The organism is Paenibacillus sp. FSL W7-1088 (assembly GCF_037969855.1).
In the GTDB taxonomy this organism is placed as follows: Bacteria; Bacillota; Bacilli; order Paenibacillales; family Paenibacillaceae; genus Paenibacillus.
Genome location: NZ_CP150216.1, coordinates 3,044,659 through 3,062,001, shown reverse-complemented (window position 1 = coordinate 3,062,001; position 17,343 = coordinate 3,044,659). Strand labels below are relative to the sequence as shown.

General features: G+C 47.4%; 12 protein-coding genes. 4 read left to right on the top strand and 8 right to left on the bottom strand.

All coding sequences use genetic code 11. The features are described from left to right. Positions 1-35: 35 nt before the first annotated feature. Positions 36-1,877 (bottom strand): assimilatory sulfite reductase (NADPH) flavoprotein subunit, encoded by a 1,842-nt coding sequence (locus MKY42_RS14100; protein WP_179265909.1) that lies wholly within the window; start codon positions 1,875-1,877, stop codon positions 36-38. 211 nt (positions 1,878-2,088) lie between these two features. After that, the gene (locus MKY42_RS14095) at positions 2,089-2,478 is read right to left on the bottom strand and encodes a winged helix-turn-helix transcriptional regulator (protein ID WP_256222027.1); all 390 of its coding nucleotides are present in this window, start codon (positions 2,476-2,478) and stop codon (positions 2,089-2,091) included. 177 nt (positions 2,479-2,655) lie between these two features. Here MKY42_RS14095 and MKY42_RS14090 point away from each other — a divergent pair, with 177 nt between their 5' ends. Beyond that, positions 2,656-3,216 carry an NAD(P)H oxidoreductase gene (locus MKY42_RS14090; RefSeq protein ID WP_090897025.1) on the top strand — a complete coding sequence of 187 codons (561 nt, stop codon included), beginning with the start codon at positions 2,656-2,658 and terminating at the stop codon, positions 3,214-3,216. Between the two features lie 192 nt (positions 3,217-3,408). On the opposite strand, the gene MKY42_RS14085 is transcribed toward MKY42_RS14090, so the two are convergent. Both MKY42_RS14085 and MKY42_RS14080 read right to left on the bottom strand, forming a co-directional pair. Beyond that, a complete protein-coding gene (locus MKY42_RS14085) occupies positions 3,409-8,622 on the bottom strand; it encodes an S-layer homology domain-containing protein (protein ID WP_179265027.1) in 5,214 nt (1,737 codons plus the stop codon). 425 nt (positions 8,623-9,047) lie between these two features. Beyond that, a complete protein-coding gene (locus MKY42_RS14080) occupies positions 9,048-10,604 on the bottom strand; it encodes an ABC-F family ATP-binding cassette domain-containing protein (RefSeq protein WP_063563476.1) in 1,557 nt (518 codons plus the stop codon). A 245-nt stretch (positions 10,605-10,849) separates the two neighbouring features. Here MKY42_RS14080 and MKY42_RS14075 point away from each other — a divergent pair, with 245 nt between their 5' ends. Then, the gene (locus tag MKY42_RS14075; RefSeq protein WP_090902226.1) at positions 10,850-11,323 is read left to right on the top strand and encodes an SET domain-containing protein; all 474 of its coding nucleotides are present in this window, start codon (positions 10,850-10,852) and stop codon (positions 11,321-11,323) included. A 205-nt stretch (positions 11,324-11,528) separates the two neighbouring features. On the opposite strand, the gene MKY42_RS14070 is transcribed toward MKY42_RS14075, so the two are convergent. The 4 genes from MKY42_RS14070 to MKY42_RS14055 all read right to left on the bottom strand — a co-directional run bounded on the left by MKY42_RS14070 (position 11,529) and on the right by MKY42_RS14055 (position 16,332). Beyond that, positions 11,529-12,137, bottom strand: a complete 609-nt coding sequence (locus MKY42_RS14070; protein WP_090897019.1) for a DUF1349 domain-containing protein — start codon at positions 12,135-12,137, stop codon at positions 11,529-11,531. Between the two features lie 261 nt (positions 12,138-12,398). After that, on the bottom strand, positions 12,399-13,742 hold the full coding sequence (locus tag MKY42_RS14065; RefSeq protein ID WP_090897015.1) for an NAD(P)/FAD-dependent oxidoreductase: 1,344 nt from the start codon (positions 13,740-13,742) through the stop codon (positions 12,399-12,401). 39 nt (positions 13,743-13,781) lie between these two features. Next, positions 13,782-15,296, bottom strand: a complete 1,515-nt coding sequence (gene opuFB, locus MKY42_RS14060; protein ID WP_090897011.1) for an osmoprotectant update ABC transporter permease/substrate-binding subunit OpuFB — start codon at positions 15,294-15,296, stop codon at positions 13,782-13,784. Further along, positions 15,289-16,332 carry an ABC transporter ATP-binding protein gene (locus MKY42_RS14055; RefSeq protein WP_179265028.1) on the bottom strand — a complete coding sequence of 348 codons (1,044 nt, stop codon included), beginning with the start codon at positions 16,330-16,332 and terminating at the stop codon, positions 15,289-15,291. Before MKY42_RS14055 ends, opuFB begins: the two co-directional genes overlap by 8 nt. 292 nt (positions 16,333-16,624) lie before the next feature. On the opposite strand from MKY42_RS14055, the gene MKY42_RS14050 reads away from it, so the two are divergent. Beyond that, the gene (locus MKY42_RS14050; RefSeq protein ID WP_339851854.1) at positions 16,625-16,807 is read left to right on the top strand and encodes a hypothetical protein; all 183 of its coding nucleotides are present in this window, start codon (positions 16,625-16,627) and stop codon (positions 16,805-16,807) included. 141 nt (positions 16,808-16,948) lie between these two features. Next, positions 16,949-17,311 carry an iron-sulfur cluster biosynthesis family protein gene (locus MKY42_RS14045; protein WP_090897004.1) on the top strand — a complete coding sequence of 121 codons (363 nt, stop codon included), beginning with the start codon at positions 16,949-16,951 and terminating at the stop codon, positions 17,309-17,311. The last annotated feature ends 32 nt before the right edge of the window (positions 17,312-17,343 follow it).

The window sequence follows — 17,343 nt, the reverse complement described above, 5'->3', positions numbered from 1 at the left end:
TCTCCGGGATGCCTCATCCGGCATATGCTCTGTAATTAATATACATCCCGCTGATACCGTTTTTCCTGCTGCAAACGTGTCAGATATTCCGCTGCCTGTTCAGGTGTCAGGCCACCCTCTTGTTCAAGAATGGTTGCCAGTGCAGCATGAACATCATGTGCCATTCGTTTCTCGTCACCACAGATATATATAACTGCGCCTTCCTGTAACCACTGATACAGCTCTTTACTATGTTCCAGCATGCGATGCTGCACATATACTTTCTCTTCTGCATCACGGGAAAAAGCGACATCCATCTTCGTAAGAACGCCGTCTTTGAGCCAGCGCTGCCATTCAGTCTGATAAAGGAAATCGGTGGAGAAATGCTGATCACCGTAGAACAGCCACGTCTTGCCTTCTGCACCTGTCTCTTCACGCTCTCCAAGGAAAGATCTGAACGGAGCTACACCTGTACCTGGTCCAATCATGATGATTGGAGCATCCGGGTTCTCCGGCAGTTTGAAGTTTGGATTTTGCTGAATGAATACAGGCAATGTATCCCCTAATTCGACTCGTTCAGCTAGATGAACAGAGCACACACCGTAGCGCTCTCTGCCACGTGATTCATAACGTACTGCACGAACGGTAAGATGAACTTCATCCGGGAAAGATTTCGAACTGCTTGCGATCGAATATAGACGTGCCGGGATTTTGCGAAGCACAGCTACGAACGCTGCAGCCGGAATACCTTTAAGCCCATAATCCTGTACCAAATCCAGCAAATCACAGCTGTTCATGACTTTCCGGAATTCCGAATCATCTGCAAGCAGGGCGGGCAACCCGCTACCCGGGCTCAGCGTTGCCAGTTGCTCCACAACGGGTCTTGTAACAGCAGTAATTTCGAAATAACGCAATAATGCTTCACGTACAGATACCTGGTCTCCACTTTTATTCACCGTAACGCGCTCATCCGCATTCCATTCCATGGCTGAAATCAGCTCATCAACAAGGCGTGGATGATTCTCAGGGAATACACCGAGGCTGTCGCCCGGCTCGTAGTCCAGATTGGAACCTTCCAGAGACAATTCGATATGACGTGTCTCGCGGTCCGATCCTCTGCCGTTCAGGTTGAGATTTTCCAGCACTTCCGCTTTGAATGGATTCGTCCGGTTGAACTCGGATTCACCGCTGCTTATTGCCGCTCCAACCGCTTCACTGGTTACCGCTCCCGCAGCAGCAGGTGTGCTGCTGAGTGAAGCAAGCACATCATTCATCCACTGTGCAGCCGCTTCATCAAAATCAACATCACAGTCCACACGTGGTACAAGCGCTGTTCCTCCAAGCTCTTGCAAACGAATGTCAAAATCCTTTCCTGTCTTACAGAAGAACTCATACGAAGTATCTCCCAAAGCCAATACGGAGTAACGTAATCCTTCGAGCTTCGGAGCCCGTTTGCTATGCAGGAACTCATGCAGCGGAATTGCATTATCCGGCGGTTCGCCTTCTCCATGTGTGCTGACAATAATGAGAAGATTTTCTACTTTTTTCAGTCCGTTCGGTTTGAAATCTCCCATTGACGACAGCGTCACCTGAAGACCCTGCTCTTCCAGCTTTTTCGCCAGTTTCTTGGACAGTCCACTGGAGTTCCCGGTTTGTGATCCAAAGAGTACCGTAACTTCCCTGGACACCACAGCAGGTGCGCCTTCAGAAGTAGTACCTGCAGAAGATGCAGGCTGTTGTTCCACACCAGCAGGTGCAGCTACAGCCGCAAATCCCTGAATGGCTGTCAGATATCCGCTAAGCCACGTTTTCTGTCCATCGTTCAATGTAGGAATAAGGCGATTGAGCAGCTCAACCTGTTCCTGATTAAAAGGGCTGTTTGTCACTTGAAGTTCCACCATTTGCCACCTCGCGCATTACGTCAATTTTAATTCCTACTAAAATGATCATATTAATTTCTACTCTCTTGAACCTACCATACCCGATGGTAAGGGTCAATTTCGATGATTTTATGGTATTTATCAGTTTCACTGATAAAGGACAAAAAAACAACAAATCCCCTCCCCCTCAACACAGGATGGTTTTGTTGTTTTTTTAATTTAGGAGCAGTTAGTTCGAAGTCGAAAGCGGAATATATTCGCTAAAATGATTCTCCAGCACTTTATTTTTATCTCCATATACTCTGTCCAGATGATTCTCTCCCCACAGACAGATGCGGTCGATGATTGCCTGCAGTGTTAAGCCATACTCGGTCAGCTCATACTCTACCTTGGGCGGAATCTGAGGATGAATAATCCGATGGATGATTTCATTCTTTTCAAGATCACGCAGCTGCTGGGTAAGGACCTTCTGGGTAATGCCAGGGATGGCTCTGCGAAGTTCACTTGTTCGTTTTTTACCTGATATCAGTTGATGCAGAATAAGAATCCTCCATTTTCCACCGACCAGTTCCAGCATTGCCTGTACACCGCTCTCATATTTTTTCAATTCCTGTTCCAATCGTAATCCCCCTTAAATCACATATATGTATATCCATTATTAAAAGTAACCGAAGAACCTCAAGGTATCTACAGCACTCGAAGGTGCGTACTTCTCAAAAAGATGTCATGAAACTTATAATAACATTGGTCAGAACGTTAAACCAAAAAATAAAGGAAAAAGGATGGTTACTCATACATGAAAATCAAGCTGGTTGTTACTCACCCAAGACAGGACTCCCTAACATTTGCCGTGATGAATCGTTTTATAGAAGGTTTAAAGGAAAATGACCACGAAATCGATATCCTTGATCTGTATCGTGATGGATTCGATCCGTTATATAGCGTAGAAGATGAGCGAGATTGGCAAAATCCTGAGAAGCAGCATGCCCCTGTGATTCGCAAAGAGCTGGATCGTGTTCTAGCGGCTGATGCCATTGTATTTATTTTCCCGGTATGGTGGTACAACGTTCCTTCCATGCTCAAAGCTTATCTGGACAAGGTATGGAACATGGGGCTGCTAAACAAGGCAAACTCTAAAAAGGCACTCTGGATTGCACTAGCTGGAGGAACGGAAGCTTCATTCCATAAATACGATTATTACAATATGATTTCGAATTATCTGAATAACGGGATCGCGGGTTATGCAAGAATGCAGGAATCCCGAGTCGAGTTTCTCTATGAAACCATTTCAGAATCCAAAGAACATATCGAAAGCTTGCTGGAGCAAGCATACCAAATCGGCAAACATTACAATTAACAAATCGCAGACATTACAGATAATAATTCGTAGAATCTACAGATAACAACTTTAAAACGACATTAAACTACTCGTTCGTTGAGTTAATTACTTATCGCCCATGGCTGGCGTACAATTAAGAAGGCTTACTCCAACCTGGGTTCCAGGTCAAAGCAAGCCTTCTTTTTCACACGCTACGATGCTGGTGTATCATCATTTCTTCCATACCAGTTTGCTCATCATCGCATATAACAACGTAGCCGATTCGGCTCGGGTTGCTTCGGCAAGTGGTTTCACCTCATCGTTGTACCCGTGGGCGATGCCCAGATCCACAAGTAATGCCACACTATCCCGGGCATAAGAGCGAATCTCGGAAGCATCACGGAAACGAGTAAGGTTATCAGTTCCAGCCTTCTCGGAGTCAACCAGTCCAGCCGCCGCAAGTGCCCTCACTGTCAATGTCATCATCTCCTGACGAGTGATCGTGGACTCTGGCAAGAAGCGCCCGTCACCTTTACCACTGGTGATACCTAGCGAACGAGCAGCTGTAACTGCTTCGTAATATGAAGCCTTTTCGTTTACATCAGAGAACGCATTCCCGGAAGAAGCATTCAAGCCCAGCGCAGTCATCAACCATTGCATGTATTGGCCGCGGGTCATCTCCTGTTTTGGATGTAACTGGGTGGAATCACCGCTTGCCTCAGCATCAATTACACCTCGGACAGCCAAAGCCTCCATTGCTTTCTTGGCCCACTGCACTTCTGCAAGATCTGCGAATGTCTGCTCCACAGACACAACAGCATAATTTCCTGTGAGTGATGTTACGGAAAATACAAGCTGCCCGCTTTTTTGATCGTAGTAACTTTGCGGCAATGGGGTTGCCACACCGTTCGCACCAATGGCAAATGCTACAATCCGATCCTGCTGAGCATTTTGTGATGATTGGTAAGGCAGACGAAGGTTCAACTCGCTTTCCGATGGCCATGGTTGACCATCGAGTTGAAGTCCAATCTGGACTCCATATTGCGTGCCAAGCTGATCTGCCACTGTTTTTGGTAACTCTGTTCTGACCAATCGGATGGATGCAATACCATCACCAACGATATCCTTCGTTAACAGTGTCGCAGGAAGCTCCAACATGCCCAGCTCTGTAACCAAGTTGAACACATGTGACTCACCCTGAGCTATCAACGCAGAGGCAGGGAGAGATACTTCATATGCCGTTGCTCCCGAAACCGGCTTCAACCGAAGTTCGACCAAGCGCTGACCCGCATCTGTTACAGGGGCAACTTTAAAAGCCTCTTTAATCGTTGAAACATCTACGTTAGACTTCACTACACCCTTCTGGTCAGACTGTCCCTGCAACTCCAGAACGGAACGGTCTTTCTCCGGTTTAGGTTGTGGTACAGCATTCTCTGCACTTGGGTTACCACTTCCTGATTGTCCGCCATTGTTGCCTAAACCAGAACCATTTCCTGGATTTCCACCGGAATTGCCGCCTGAACCAGGGTCCGGGCCTCCTGGAGAAGGAACAGATGCCGGCACCTTCAACGTCAACGGTACAGTCAGGGCTCTACTGTCGTCAGAAGTTCGAGTAATTTCCAACTCCAGTGTTACTGTTGTTTCCTTAGATGGTGGGACAATCGTTCCATCGGTTTGAATGACCGACGGTACCGAACTGGAAGCGATCTTCACCGTGAAACCTTGTGGCACGGATGGTAACTTCAGTTTTTTTGCACCTGCGGAAGGCTGTTCCAGTGCCGTAATCCCTGTTGCTACATCCGCAGCGCTCTGCTGAGCCGTGTGCACCTGATAAGCGGAAGATACACCTCTCAAGGATTGCCCCGTCGCATCCAAAGCTTCCACTTTGTAATAATATTCCGTGCCGGGGTTCAGTTCACTGTCCGTGTACTCCCGTCCATTGCCGTTATAGACCACCTTGTACTCACCTTGCTCACGATCTGAGCGGTAGAGCTTGTAGCTTGCTGCACCAAGATGAGCATCCCAGTGAAGCGTTGCACTCGTTGAATCCACCGCATCCGCATTGAGACCAGCACTGTCATTAACAGGTGGCGTAGCATCTGGCTGAACGATCATTATCCAACTAATCATCGGGTCTTGCGATGCCGTATTGCGCACGGTTAACTCCAGTTTGTTGTCCAACACACCAATGCCTTTGTGGGCTCTAACACTGGCAGGCGTAAACGTAACAGCCCCGGTATTGGCGCCATTGATGATGAAATTCGCTCTGCGCGATGTATTGGTCCACGGATCGTTGAATCCAGCGTACACATCGTACGTCCCGTTTGGTACATCGAATTTATAGGTTAAATCCGTGCCTTTAGGAGAATTACTGACATTACCACCGTTCAGATAACGTACGGTCGAGAATATATCCCCGCCATTCGAACCGGATGGCAGTGCATCTGCGCTGACATAACCCCAATTACGCCCCTCAGCCGGAGCGTACATCTGATCGGCCGCTCCCGGGTTCGCAAGTGTTCCTTTCATATAAGCACCCATGAGATTGTAATCAGCCGTTTCGTAACCTCCGCTATTCACAAAATATAATGTATTCTCCGGAATGACATTTACGCGAACTGCCTGCTTTTTGTTGTTAAATTCCGGTGTCGTTACCTGTAACGTGAGCGGTCCTGGCTTAGCAAAATCTTCTGCCGTCATGGACCGGTTATCAATTGTCCATACTGCTGGTGTTGACACCAGTTCACCACCGTCGCGTACGTTCAATCTCGTTGGCAAGGATGGTACTTTGCCAAGCGCCACGGCTTCTGGCAATGGATCAGCGATATCCACCTTGCCCATCGAATTCAGCAGATCCGGTGTCCAACTGTTATACCACTTGATCGCGATATCGGAGCCTATTCCAAACTCAATGGGCAAGAACACGTATTTTGCGGCGTCATTCGAGAAATTTCCACCATTCCACGTATCCCCCACGTAAATGAACTTGCCTTTTTCCGGATCGACCGGAATGACGGATGTGGTCTGTGTGCCAAATGCCTTGCCTGGATCGGGATCACTTGGCAACGTGCGAACGAATGGATTGGTCTGCGTTGACCACGGGCCAAAAATGTTATCCGCCACCGTCACTTTGTTTTCGTTAGGGGCCCAGCCGGAAGCTCCGGAAGTCAAAATATAATATTTTCCCTGATACTTGAACATTGCTGGCGCTTCCCGTTGCCCTCCCGTGAATACACGCACGTAATCTACGCCATACTCGGCCTGATAGGTCGAATCACGTACCGGATTGCCTTTGTCATCCGTTCGTCCTTCCTTATGCCACCCTGTTACATCACTGTAGTCTTCATTCAGTTTGGAGATATAGAGTGTCAGGTTTTCTTCGCTGGAGTAGATCAGATAACCGGTACCGTCATCATCCTTGAACAACGTCATGTCACGGGCCATGCCCTTATCGCTTGGGAAGTAATCTTTCTCCCCTTCCGGAGCTCTGTCCATCCGGTAACTCTTCTGATACACAAAAGGCCCTGTTGGAGAGTCGCTGATTGCGTAGCCAGCCCGCGCCTTACCGTAATTCGCATTATCGTTATAGGGGTCCTTGTCGCCGTCCATGTGGGCCCACATCACGTATTTCTTCGTTTTGTCGTTATAGATCACCTTTGGTCGTTCAATGATCCGTCCTTTGCGGATATCTGCCCAGATATCTACGCGGTCTTCACGCCCCGCATACAATTCGGAGATCAACGGGTCATTATCAAAATCATCCATGGATTGAAGTGTTGTTAGAGCCATGCCTCGGTCCGTCCAATTCATGAGATCCTTCGATGAATACACACGCACACCAACAGCTGGCCAGCCGCCCTTATGATATTCGCCATACCAGTAATAAGTCTCCGTCTGTTCATCATAGAAAAAGCCAGCCCCATGCGCATCGATCGGCTTCCCGTCCAGATCTGGCCACAGTTGCCCTGGTGTAATGCTTGTGCGAACTGTGGCAACACCCAACGGTGCGGATGCTGGAGAAGTCACACCGTCCACGGTCGCCTGGATCATGTAAAAATATCCTGTGCCCATCGTCAGACCACTATCGTTAAACGTGCTTTCATTGCCACTATATACCTGCTGATACGTACCCGTAGCGCTGGTAGACCTGGAGAGCTTATATGTTACATTAGATCCAGGCAAGACATTCCACCCCAGAGAGATTGATGTGTCCGTCACAGCTGTGGCAGCGAACTCTGCTGGAGAGTCAATGGAATATGTCGTGGCTTCTGCAACAGTGGCAGCTGACTCACCAGCTGCATTAAAGGCCGTCACACGATAGCTGTAGCTGGTGCCCGGCTCAAGTGCATTATCCGTGAATGTTAGCCCTTTACCTTCATAGATCTGCTCGTATTGCTCACTGCCAGCTTCGGCCCGAACCACGCGATAACCAGTTGACTTGTCCACGGCGGACCAAGATAGCTTCACGCTTGTGGCATTGAGTGCTTCGGCCTTTAATTCGCCAGGAGCCTGTGGTGCCGCCGCAGTCGTCCGAACTTCCAGCGGAGCAGTCCACAGTGACTCGGTTAGACCTCCGTATTCATAAGCGAGTTTGTAATAATACACCGTATCCCCGCTTAATCCTACATCCGTGTGTCCCAAAGATCCGGTACTAGTTACCAGAGAATAACCGCCTTCAGGCGTAGAGGAACGGTACAGGCGATAGGCTGATGCACCCGCGATTTCAGACCATTGCAGTGAAACCGAAGACGCCGTCTGCTCAGCAATAGAGAGCTGAATATCGTTCCCAGGCGGTTGCTCGGCGATGATCACGTCATCTGCATGTACCGACTGCCACTTATTCCGAATGCCTACGGTACCTGACCCGTATGTAGTATCGAACAGATCAAATACTAACCGATCGGAGCCGTTTTCTGCGATATACCCGCGAATGGTGGTACCTGATAGCACCACTTTAAGTGTGTACCATGTATTTTTGGCAAACGCATAATCCACCGTGTTCAAAGTAGTATCTGTTCCGTTCACCCGTTTGGAGAAAACGAGTTTATTATTGGGGACCTGCATTTGAAAATAGTAAAAGTTGTTCTTATCCTGAAACCGCGGCAATATTCCCGGATACCCCTGACCGGCTCCCGAGTAAAAGCGCATGGACACGGTCATGTCCGACATGGAGTCTCCAGTAGAGATGATGCCTTCATTGGTGTCACTCTGGAAAAGCGTGGTGTTGGACGTATCTGTCGGGTCCGCGAGTACTTCCCAATTGCCTGAGCTTACGTTCCACGCAGGTGATTCCGTGTAATTCCCATCCGAAAAATCGTCCTGAAGCAACGTGGCGGGTATACTGCTCAGATCGGCATACGCCATACTCGGCAGCATCAACGGTCCGGAAGACAGCGCAAGGGTTGCAGATAACATAAATATCATTGGTTTCCTGAGTTTATCCAATGTTCATTCTCTCCTTTGGCGTGAAAGATGAAAGCATGGTTCTTGAACGCGCGGTGTTGTTATTCAGCCTATCCTTCTCAGCAGCCAGCGGTCAGTACAAAGCGTGGTCCACCTCCTCATTTTAATGAAACCGGTTTCATCGAAGTGCAAAAAAAGACCTGTCTTCCCTTCTAAGTGCAATGATACCCATACGGAATACCGTGTCTTTCTTGCCCCTATGCAGTGAAACAGGTTTCTAATATATAAATGTAATCGCTTTCTTGGATTATATTATTGCCTTATTCAAGCTGTCAACTGTGAATTCAACTCAAACATTTTTCGTTAAAACCACGCAAAAAAGGCGCGAGTTCTGCCTGTTTTGCAAGCAAAATTCGCGCCTCTTCTCACCCTCCGAGCTTATGCAAGCTCGCTCGTATTGTATTATCTTAGAATACTTTCGTGGTCCACGACTCACAATTCCATGTCTCTGTAACCACATCACGATAGAATTCAGGTTCGTGAGAGATCAGCAGAATGCTGCCTTTGTAGGCTTTGAGTGCACGTTTCAACTCTTCCTTCGCATCAACGTCTAGATGGTTCGTCGGCTCATCGAGTACGAGCAGGTTCGTTTCGTTATTGATCAGTTTGCAGAGACGCACTTTGGCTTTCTCGCCACCGCTCAGTACCGCGACCTTGCTCTCAATATGCTTGGTAGTCAGTCCGCATTTTGCGAGTGCTGCACGCACTTCAAATTGGGTATAGGAAGGGAACTCCTGCCAGATCTCTTCGATACAGGTATTGTAATTCGCATCCTTCATCTCTTGTTGGAAATATCCAATCTCCAGATGTTCACCCCGCTGAACGGTTCCTTCCAAAGCTGGAATCTCACCCAGAATGCTGCGCATCAGCGTTGTTTTACCGATACCGTTCGCACCAACGAGGGCGATCTTCTGTCCACGCTCCATACGCAGATCCAGTGGTCTGGACAACGGTTCGTTGTATCCAATGACAAGACCTTTTGTTTCGAAAATGAGCTTGCCGGACGTTCTGGCATCACGGAAGTTAAACTGTGGTTTCGGTTTTTCCTTGGCGATTTCGATAACATCCATCTTGTCCAGCTTCTTCTGTCTGGACATCGCCATGTTGCGCGTAGCCACACTTGCCTTGTTCCGGGCCACGAAGTCCTTGAGATCGGCAATTTCCTGTTGTTGGCGCTTATACGCCGACTCCAGCTGCTGTTTTTTCATCTCATGGACTTCCTGGAAGTGACTATAATCGCCCACATAGCGGGTGAGATCCTGATTTTCCATGTGATAGATCAAGTTAATTACACTGTTCAGGAACGGGATATCATGCGAGATCAGAATAAAGGCATTCTCATATTCCTGCAAATAGCGTTTCAGCCATTCGATATGCAATTCATCCAGATAGTTCGTAGGCTCATCCAGGAGCAAAATATCCGGTTTTTCAAGCAGCAGCTTGGCGAGCAGTACCTTCGTACGTTGTCCACCACTAAGATCGTTTACGTCCTTATCCAGACCAATATCGGTCAGACCCAGACCGCGTGCTGTCTCGTCGACTTTGGCATCGATCATATAGAAATCCTGGTTAGTCAGCGTATCCTGAATCGTACCTACGTCCTCCAGCAGCTGTTCCAATTCCTCTGGAGTTACATCGCCCATCTTGCCATACATATCATTCATTTCCTGTTCCATGTCGAACAAATACTGGAATGCTCCACGAAGAACATCACGAATGGATTGTCCCTTGCTGAGCACAGCGTGCTGATCCAAATATCCGACACGCATGCGTTTGGACCACTCCACTTTACCTTCATCGGGCTGGAGTTTACCCGTAATAATGTTCATGAAGGTGGATTTACCCTCACCATTGGCCCCGATCAGACCAATATGTTCGCCTTTCAGGAGGCGGAAAGAAACGTTGTTAAAGATAGCACGGTCACCAAAACCGTGACTTAATTTTTCCACATTTAATATGCTCATTCATGACACCTTTTCTATATAGACTTAATTCTTTGTATATTATAAGCGTTATATCATGCACAACTCAACGCCATATTGTAAATTCACCACCATCTTTCGATGAAATGTCCTTCGTTTTGACCCCTGATCCTCTCAAACTGATATCAATGACATTTGCCTTATAGGTATGGATGGGTTAAAATTTTTCCTTAAACGACTTACTACTATAAGAATGGAGCTCTCTTGGAGAGCATCAGGTGAAAATCATGATTGAAGTGAAACAATCCAAATTGGGTAATGGTGAATTTAACCGCGGCGTATTTGCGACCGTAGACATTCCGAAAGGCCAGCTGATCCATCAGGCTCCGGTTGTCCCTTATCCCAATGAAGACCACGAACATGTTGAGAAAACAATTCTCGAAGATTACGTATTCGAATACGGAGCCAATCATACGGCTATCCTGCTGGGCTACGGCAGTTTGATCAATCATTCTTACGAGCCTAATGCCACCTATGACATCAACTTCGAAAACCACACCTTTGACTTCTATGCCTATAAAGATATCAAAGCCGGTGAAGAAGTATTGATCAATTATAATGGCGAGGAAGATAACATGGACCCATTATGGTTCCTGGATGATTACGAGGAACGTATGCGTGAGCTGAACGAAACAAGTGATGGTGAAGAGGATGCTGATGACATCGAGTCTGGCTCCAAGAACACGGATTCAAGCAAATAAACAAGACTTCGATGATAAGCTACAGCAGCAGTGCAGCATCATGTGAAAAAAAACTTAAATAAACCCCAACATAATCCGTTGTAGGCTTGATAAATTAACCTATGGCGCTGCCTAATGCAAACGAAAACAAGCAAGCCCTCCACAAAGGAAGACTTGCTTGTTTTAGGTATGTTGTGGTAACGTCACATTCCCAACCAAACCCATCTTAATCGACAATAGGTGGGTCAGTGTGCAAATCCTGATCCGGTTCAGTCAATTTCCATTTGGTAAACGCAACCTCAAACCCGGCACGCTTCGGTGAACAGAGAAACGGTCCTGCCTGTTTGTTCGTTGGATAAGCAAACCGAGCAACCCGAATTGTGCGCCAAGGATGCTCGTCCGTGCGGGCACGAATGACTACGGATTCGTCGTGGTACGAAGCCCGAATGGTAACGATGCGACCACCCCACTCCGGTACAGGTGAGAGCGACCAATCGGAAAATCGATCCGTTACGACCGCCCCTACATGAGCCACGCCGTCATTTACTTCAACCCCCGCCTTGATCCATTGATCCTGGCCATGCCAAAGCATTAATCCTGCCTGATCATATAATTCCGTGAATGAACTCAGATCGAACGATACTTCGATTGCCTTGGTTCCATCCCATGGAGCAAGCATGGCATGCCCATTCTGATGACAGAAACCATAGAAGGTCTTCTCCCAGAAGTCACTGCCCTCCTGTGCCTCCACAATCAGACGGTCACCTTCCGTTCGTGCCTGAACCGGCTCGGTGGTCCACTCGGCTTCATGAATCCGATGAAAATGAACTGACATGATTCTTCCCTTCCTTCCACATTCACGTCTTGTAACCTCGTTACTATATAAAATGAACTGAAGACTATAACACTCTGATACTTCAATTGCAGAACCATCTTCCGATCGCTGTTATCCCCAGATTTTTTTGATCCATTTTCAAATGGAAAAATCCGGGGATAAAGGCGAACGCTCCGCTTCTTCAGATTGGTTCAGCACTTTCCGTTTCGTGTAATCTTCTTTTTACTTTATATAGACACAAATTACAACACATGAGTTCATCTAGAATAAAGAGCCCATATCCGATGCGGCTGTAGGATATGCAAAATTCATGGTGTTTAGCTGATCGGTCGTCAAATCGAACTGAATAGCCATGGCGAAGAGGTTAATCAGTTCTTCTGTTTTGCCACCCAATACATGAGCACCCAGGATACGCCCTGTTGCCTTGTCGATTACGACTTTGGCCATGGCAAATTTTTCATTCGTACGTTTATAAGTATACCATTTTGACATGTCATTTACCTTCACCTCGAAACCCTCTTTTTTGGCCTGCTCCACAGTAAGACCTACAGACCCCAGGGATGGCACGGTAAATACAATCGAAGGCATTACTTTATAATTAGGTTTGTTATGATTGCCTTCAAGCAGATTCAAGGATACTGCGCGTGATTCCTGGCCTGCGAGCGGAGTCAACGGAAGCCCTTCCGTTGCGGTAACATCGCCCGCCGCATAGACTCTTGGATTGCTTTCGCTTTGCAAGTACTCATTAACGGAGATGCCTTTTTTCGTATAGCTGACATTTCCCTTCTCCAGTTCAAGCCCATCTACATTCGGAATACGCCCTGCACCATGAACGACAAGTCCACACTGCCATTGATGATCAGCCCCATTGCGGGTTCCGCTAACCACATACGAATTTCCCTGCTGACGAATCGCCTTCACTTCCGCATTCAAGTGCACGTGAATGCCTACCTCTTCGGATTTTTGCAGCAGTAGATCCACCAGCTGTGAATCAAACTGCTCCAGCGGCTTTTCCCCTCGATGAATAATATGAACTTCCGTACCAGCTCTGGCCGCAATATGGGCAAATTCAAAAGCAATGTAACCTCCACCCACCAGAACCAATTTATCCGGCAGCTGTTCCAGATCAAGAAAATCATCGCTGTATCTCAGATGCTCTGCCCCATCAATAGGAAGTGGCGCCGGACGCGCCCCTGTTGCGATTAGAATATGTTTCCCCTGCAGCACTTCGTCCCCTACACGAATGTGATCTTCGTCGACGAAAGAAGCCTTGCCATGAAAGGTGTCCATCCCGGCCTGCTTGAACTTATCCTCGCTTGCTCTCGGAATACTCTCCGTAAACGTTCGCTTGAACGCCATAAGATCCGACCACTGAATAGAGGCGTTACCTTCCACTCCTTTGCCCTTCATTCGTTCATTCCAGTCGATAAGTTCAGCCGCTCCTGCAAGTACTTTTTTGGGATCACAGCCCCGCAACGCACAGGTTCCACCAAACTCTCGTTCATCAATCACGGCAATGTTCCATCCGGCTTCGGCGCAGCGGGATAGTACAGAGCTTGCAGCGCTCCCGGTTCCAATCGCGATCAGATCATAAGGTTGTGTCATGGTAGTTCCTCCTCTTCATGTATAACCGTGAATATCAAGCTATAGTAACCCTGCTTTTTGCAAATAATCTGTTGCCACTTGTTCTGGACTGGCTCCATTAACGTTCACTTCGTAATTCATTTGGCGCATCTCATCATCCGTGATCCGACCTGCAAGTTGATTCAGCACCTCCACCAGCTGCGGATATTGGTCTGCCGTTTCTTTGCGGAGCATCGGTGCTCCCTGATATGGCGGGAACAATTCCTGATCATCCTCCAGCACAACGAGTTTATACTGTCTCAGTTCACTGTCTGTGGAGTAAGCATCCAGCAAATTAATATCTCCACGCTGAACGGCTGAATAACGCAGTTTCGGTTCCATTGTGGCTACGTTCGGGAATTTGATGCCATATTTCTTCTGAATTCCAACATATCCGTCTTCCCGATCAGAGAATTCCAGTGTGAATCCTGCCTTGATCTGCTGCTGTACCGCCTTGAGATCGGATATCGTCTTCAGATTATACTGATCGGCAACCTTCTGAGGCACGGCCAACGTATACGTATTGTTGTAATCCATCGGGTTCAGAAGAACCATATTGAATTGGCTCAACATCCCGTCTCTTGCTTGTTCATACACTTCTGTGCGATCAGTGCTAACTGCGGTTTCCTTCATAAATTCAGAGATGGCGGTACCCGTAAACTCTGGATAAATATCAATATCACCTGATTTCAGTGCATTGAACAGAAATGTGGTTTTTCCCAATCCTGGTTTCAATTCAACCTTCAGATCGGTATCTTTTTCAATCAGCAATTTGTACATATTAATCAGAATCTCCGGTTCGGCACCCAGCTTGCCGGCAATAACCAGATCTTTCTGCCCTCCACGGGAGAGCCAAGGAATCGTGATTACCAGAATGGCAACCAGAGCGAGTGTTCCAAGAGTAACCAGCGTTTTCTTGAACGATAAACGTTGGAACTGGCGGAGCAGCACATCAAACAAAATGGCAAGCAATGCGGCCGGGATGGCTCCCAGAATAATCAATGCAGTATCATTTCGATCGATACCAAGCAAAATGAGTTCACCCAGACCCCCTGCACCAATCAGGGCAGCAAGTGTTGCTGTACCTACAATCAGAACCATTGCGGTACGAATCCCTGCCATAATGACAGGCATCGCGAGTGGCAGCTCCACTTTGGTCAGACGTTGACGACTGTTCATGCCCATTGCATTCGCTGCCTCGACCATGGAAGGATCAACTTCGGATATGCCTGTGTACGTGTTGCGAAGTACGGGAAGCAGGGCATACACGACAAGTGCAATAATCGCAGGAAGTGTACCAATGCCGAATAACGGAATGAGCAATCCGAGAAGGGCCAGGGAAGGGATCGTTTGCAATACGGCTGTAACCCCAATAATCGGCTCAGCCACTCTTGGCTTACGTGTCAGGTAGATGCCAAGCGGGATCGCGATCAGAACGGCAAAGAACAACGCGATAAATGAGATTTGAATATGCTCAAGCAGGGCAGATAATAACTGTCCATTGCGCTCGCTGAACACTTCCGTAAATCTACTCATGTCCCTCACCTCGTTCCTGCAACTGCCCGGACCAGTACCGGATCAGATCGGCTCGACTGACTTCCCCTATAATCTGGCGGTCTCTCTCAACCAGTAAATGGTCATGGGCAGACATGATCTCCACAAAATCCGGCAGCGTAATCGATACGGGAACAGCCGTTTTGGCTGACTTCGGAACATGCCCGGGTGAGAGCGGTGACATGATCGTTTCAAGATCAAATTTTGAAGACAGTCGTTCTTTTTCGCCGGATACCTTTTGTATTTCATACATTGGGGCGCCCCCACCAGATTCAGGCTGCAAACTCCTCTCCGGAGCTGAACTACCAACAAAGTCACGTACAAATTCATTCGCTGGCTGGTGGATTAGTTCTTCCGGGGTGCCTACCTGTAACACTTGCCCATCCTTCATGATGCAGATACGATCCCCCAGCTTCATCGCTTCCTGAATATCATGAGTAACAAACACAATCGTCTTCTTCATCTGACGCTGAATGTCCAGAATATCATCCTGTAACTTCTCGCGGCTTATCGGGTCAAGTGCACTGAATGGTTCATCCATCAGTACAATTTCGGGATCGGCAGCGAGTGCACGCAATACACCGATTCTCTGTTGTTGTCCACCAGATAGCTCAGCAGGCTTCCGATCACTGTATGTGGTACCTTTCAGTCCGACCATGTCCAGCAAAGTATGTACGCGCTCCTTGATTTGCTCTGACTTCCACTTTCGGAGTTCAGGAACAACCGCAATATTTTCGGCAATCGTCATATGTGGGAACAGTGCAATCTGTTGCAGCACATAACCGATATTCCAGCGCAATTCATGAATGTTATATTCATCGATAGGTCGTTCGTTAATTCGTACGGTCCCATCTGAACGCTCGATCAGGCGATTGATCATTTTGAGCATTGTAGTTTTGCCGCAACCGCTCGGACCAATCATGACGAACAGCTCTCCCTTATTAATATTGAGATTAACCTGACGCAGAGCATGGGTTCCATCAGGGTATTGCTTGGATACATTTTCGAACTGAATCATCCGCTCTCTTCTCTCCTTTTATCAAACAATCATTCTCATCTATTTCCCCAAAAGCGTACACATATAATCACCGTGCTGAGTGGGGTATTGTTGTTTCAGTAGAAATTGGAATACGAACGGGTTCCTCCAAAGGTTGAACAATCAGCAAAAAAGACGGGCCTTCCGGCACCGTCTTCTTATTATTCAGCAGAATTTGCTTCCAATATTTTTATAATAATTCTTCTATGATTCCCCTCATTGCATATGCACAGCTCATATCATTACGGGGCCGGAAACCCTGTAAGTTGCTGGCATGTTCAGTCGTTTATTGGATCAGTCCATACAGCATGAATCTTTATCAGATGCGGAATTGAGGAACAGCATGATTCAGGCGGGAATGTCGGAAGATTACGCCGGTTATATAGGTCCGTCTTCATCAACGGAAGCACTGCCAAGCAATACGAATCGTTTAACGCCGCCCATAACGCTTCCTTGAGGAACGGAATCATTACGGCTTCCGGTGATCAGTCAAGAAAATAAATGCTTCGATTTTTGCCAAAGTGGTATAATGACAGTAGAAGTTGAATTCATTCATTTACCATTACGATCATGCCAATATATAAAGGAGTGTAGCGATATGCATATTCAAATTACAGATTTGGCTGCTGCGCGATTAACTGAAAGCCTGAATGATCAGCCCGGTTATTTCAAAGTGATCTATGATATGGAAGGTTGTGGCTGTAACGGAATTATCGCCATACTTATCGTGGATAAACCTGAAGCTCTGGATGTACAAATTGAAACCAATCTGGTGCCATTCTATGTCGATCCGAAGCAGCAGCTAAACCTGGAGCAGCACATGAAGCTCGATACGGAACCCAACTATCCTTCTTTCAAATTAAGCAGTGATTCCGGTGTACTCAGCAGCAATGTGCGTGTTCGGGATGCCCGCGCAGTGGCTGTTGGAAGCTCCAGCAATTCTGTTTCATGCGAGCTGTAATCCAAAGATTTGTGGCTGATATAATGAGCATT

Excerpts from the sequence above, each read along its gene's own strand:
- MKY42_RS14090 (WP_090897025.1), top strand. The coding sequence starts at position 2,656 with ATGAAAATCAAGCTGGTTGTTACTCACCCAAGACAGGACTCCCTAACA.
- MKY42_RS14080 (WP_063563476.1), bottom strand. The coding sequence starts at position 10,604 with ATGAGCATATTAAATGTGGAAAAATTAAGTCACGGTTTTGGTGACCGT.
- MKY42_RS14075 (WP_090902226.1), top strand. The coding sequence starts at position 10,850 with ATGATTGAAGTGAAACAATCCAAATTGGGTAATGGTGAATTTAACCGC.
- MKY42_RS14070 (WP_090897019.1), bottom strand. The coding sequence starts at position 12,137 with ATGTCAGTTCATTTTCATCGGATTCATGAAGCCGAGTGGACCACCGAG.
- MKY42_RS14065 (WP_090897015.1), bottom strand. The coding sequence starts at position 13,742 with ATGACACAACCTTATGATCTGATCGCGATTGGAACCGGGAGCGCTGCA.
- opuFB (WP_090897011.1), bottom strand. The coding sequence starts at position 15,296 with ATGAGTAGATTTACGGAAGTGTTCAGCGAGCGCAATGGACAGTTATTA.
- MKY42_RS14055 (WP_179265028.1), bottom strand. The coding sequence starts at position 16,332 with ATGATTCAGTTCGAAAATGTATCCAAGCAATACCCTGATGGAACCCAT.
- MKY42_RS14050 (WP_339851854.1), top strand. The coding sequence starts at position 16,625 with ATGTTCAGTCGTTTATTGGATCAGTCCATACAGCATGAATCTTTATCA.
- MKY42_RS14045 (WP_090897004.1), top strand. The coding sequence starts at position 16,949 with ATGCATATTCAAATTACAGATTTGGCTGCTGCGCGATTAACTGAAAGC.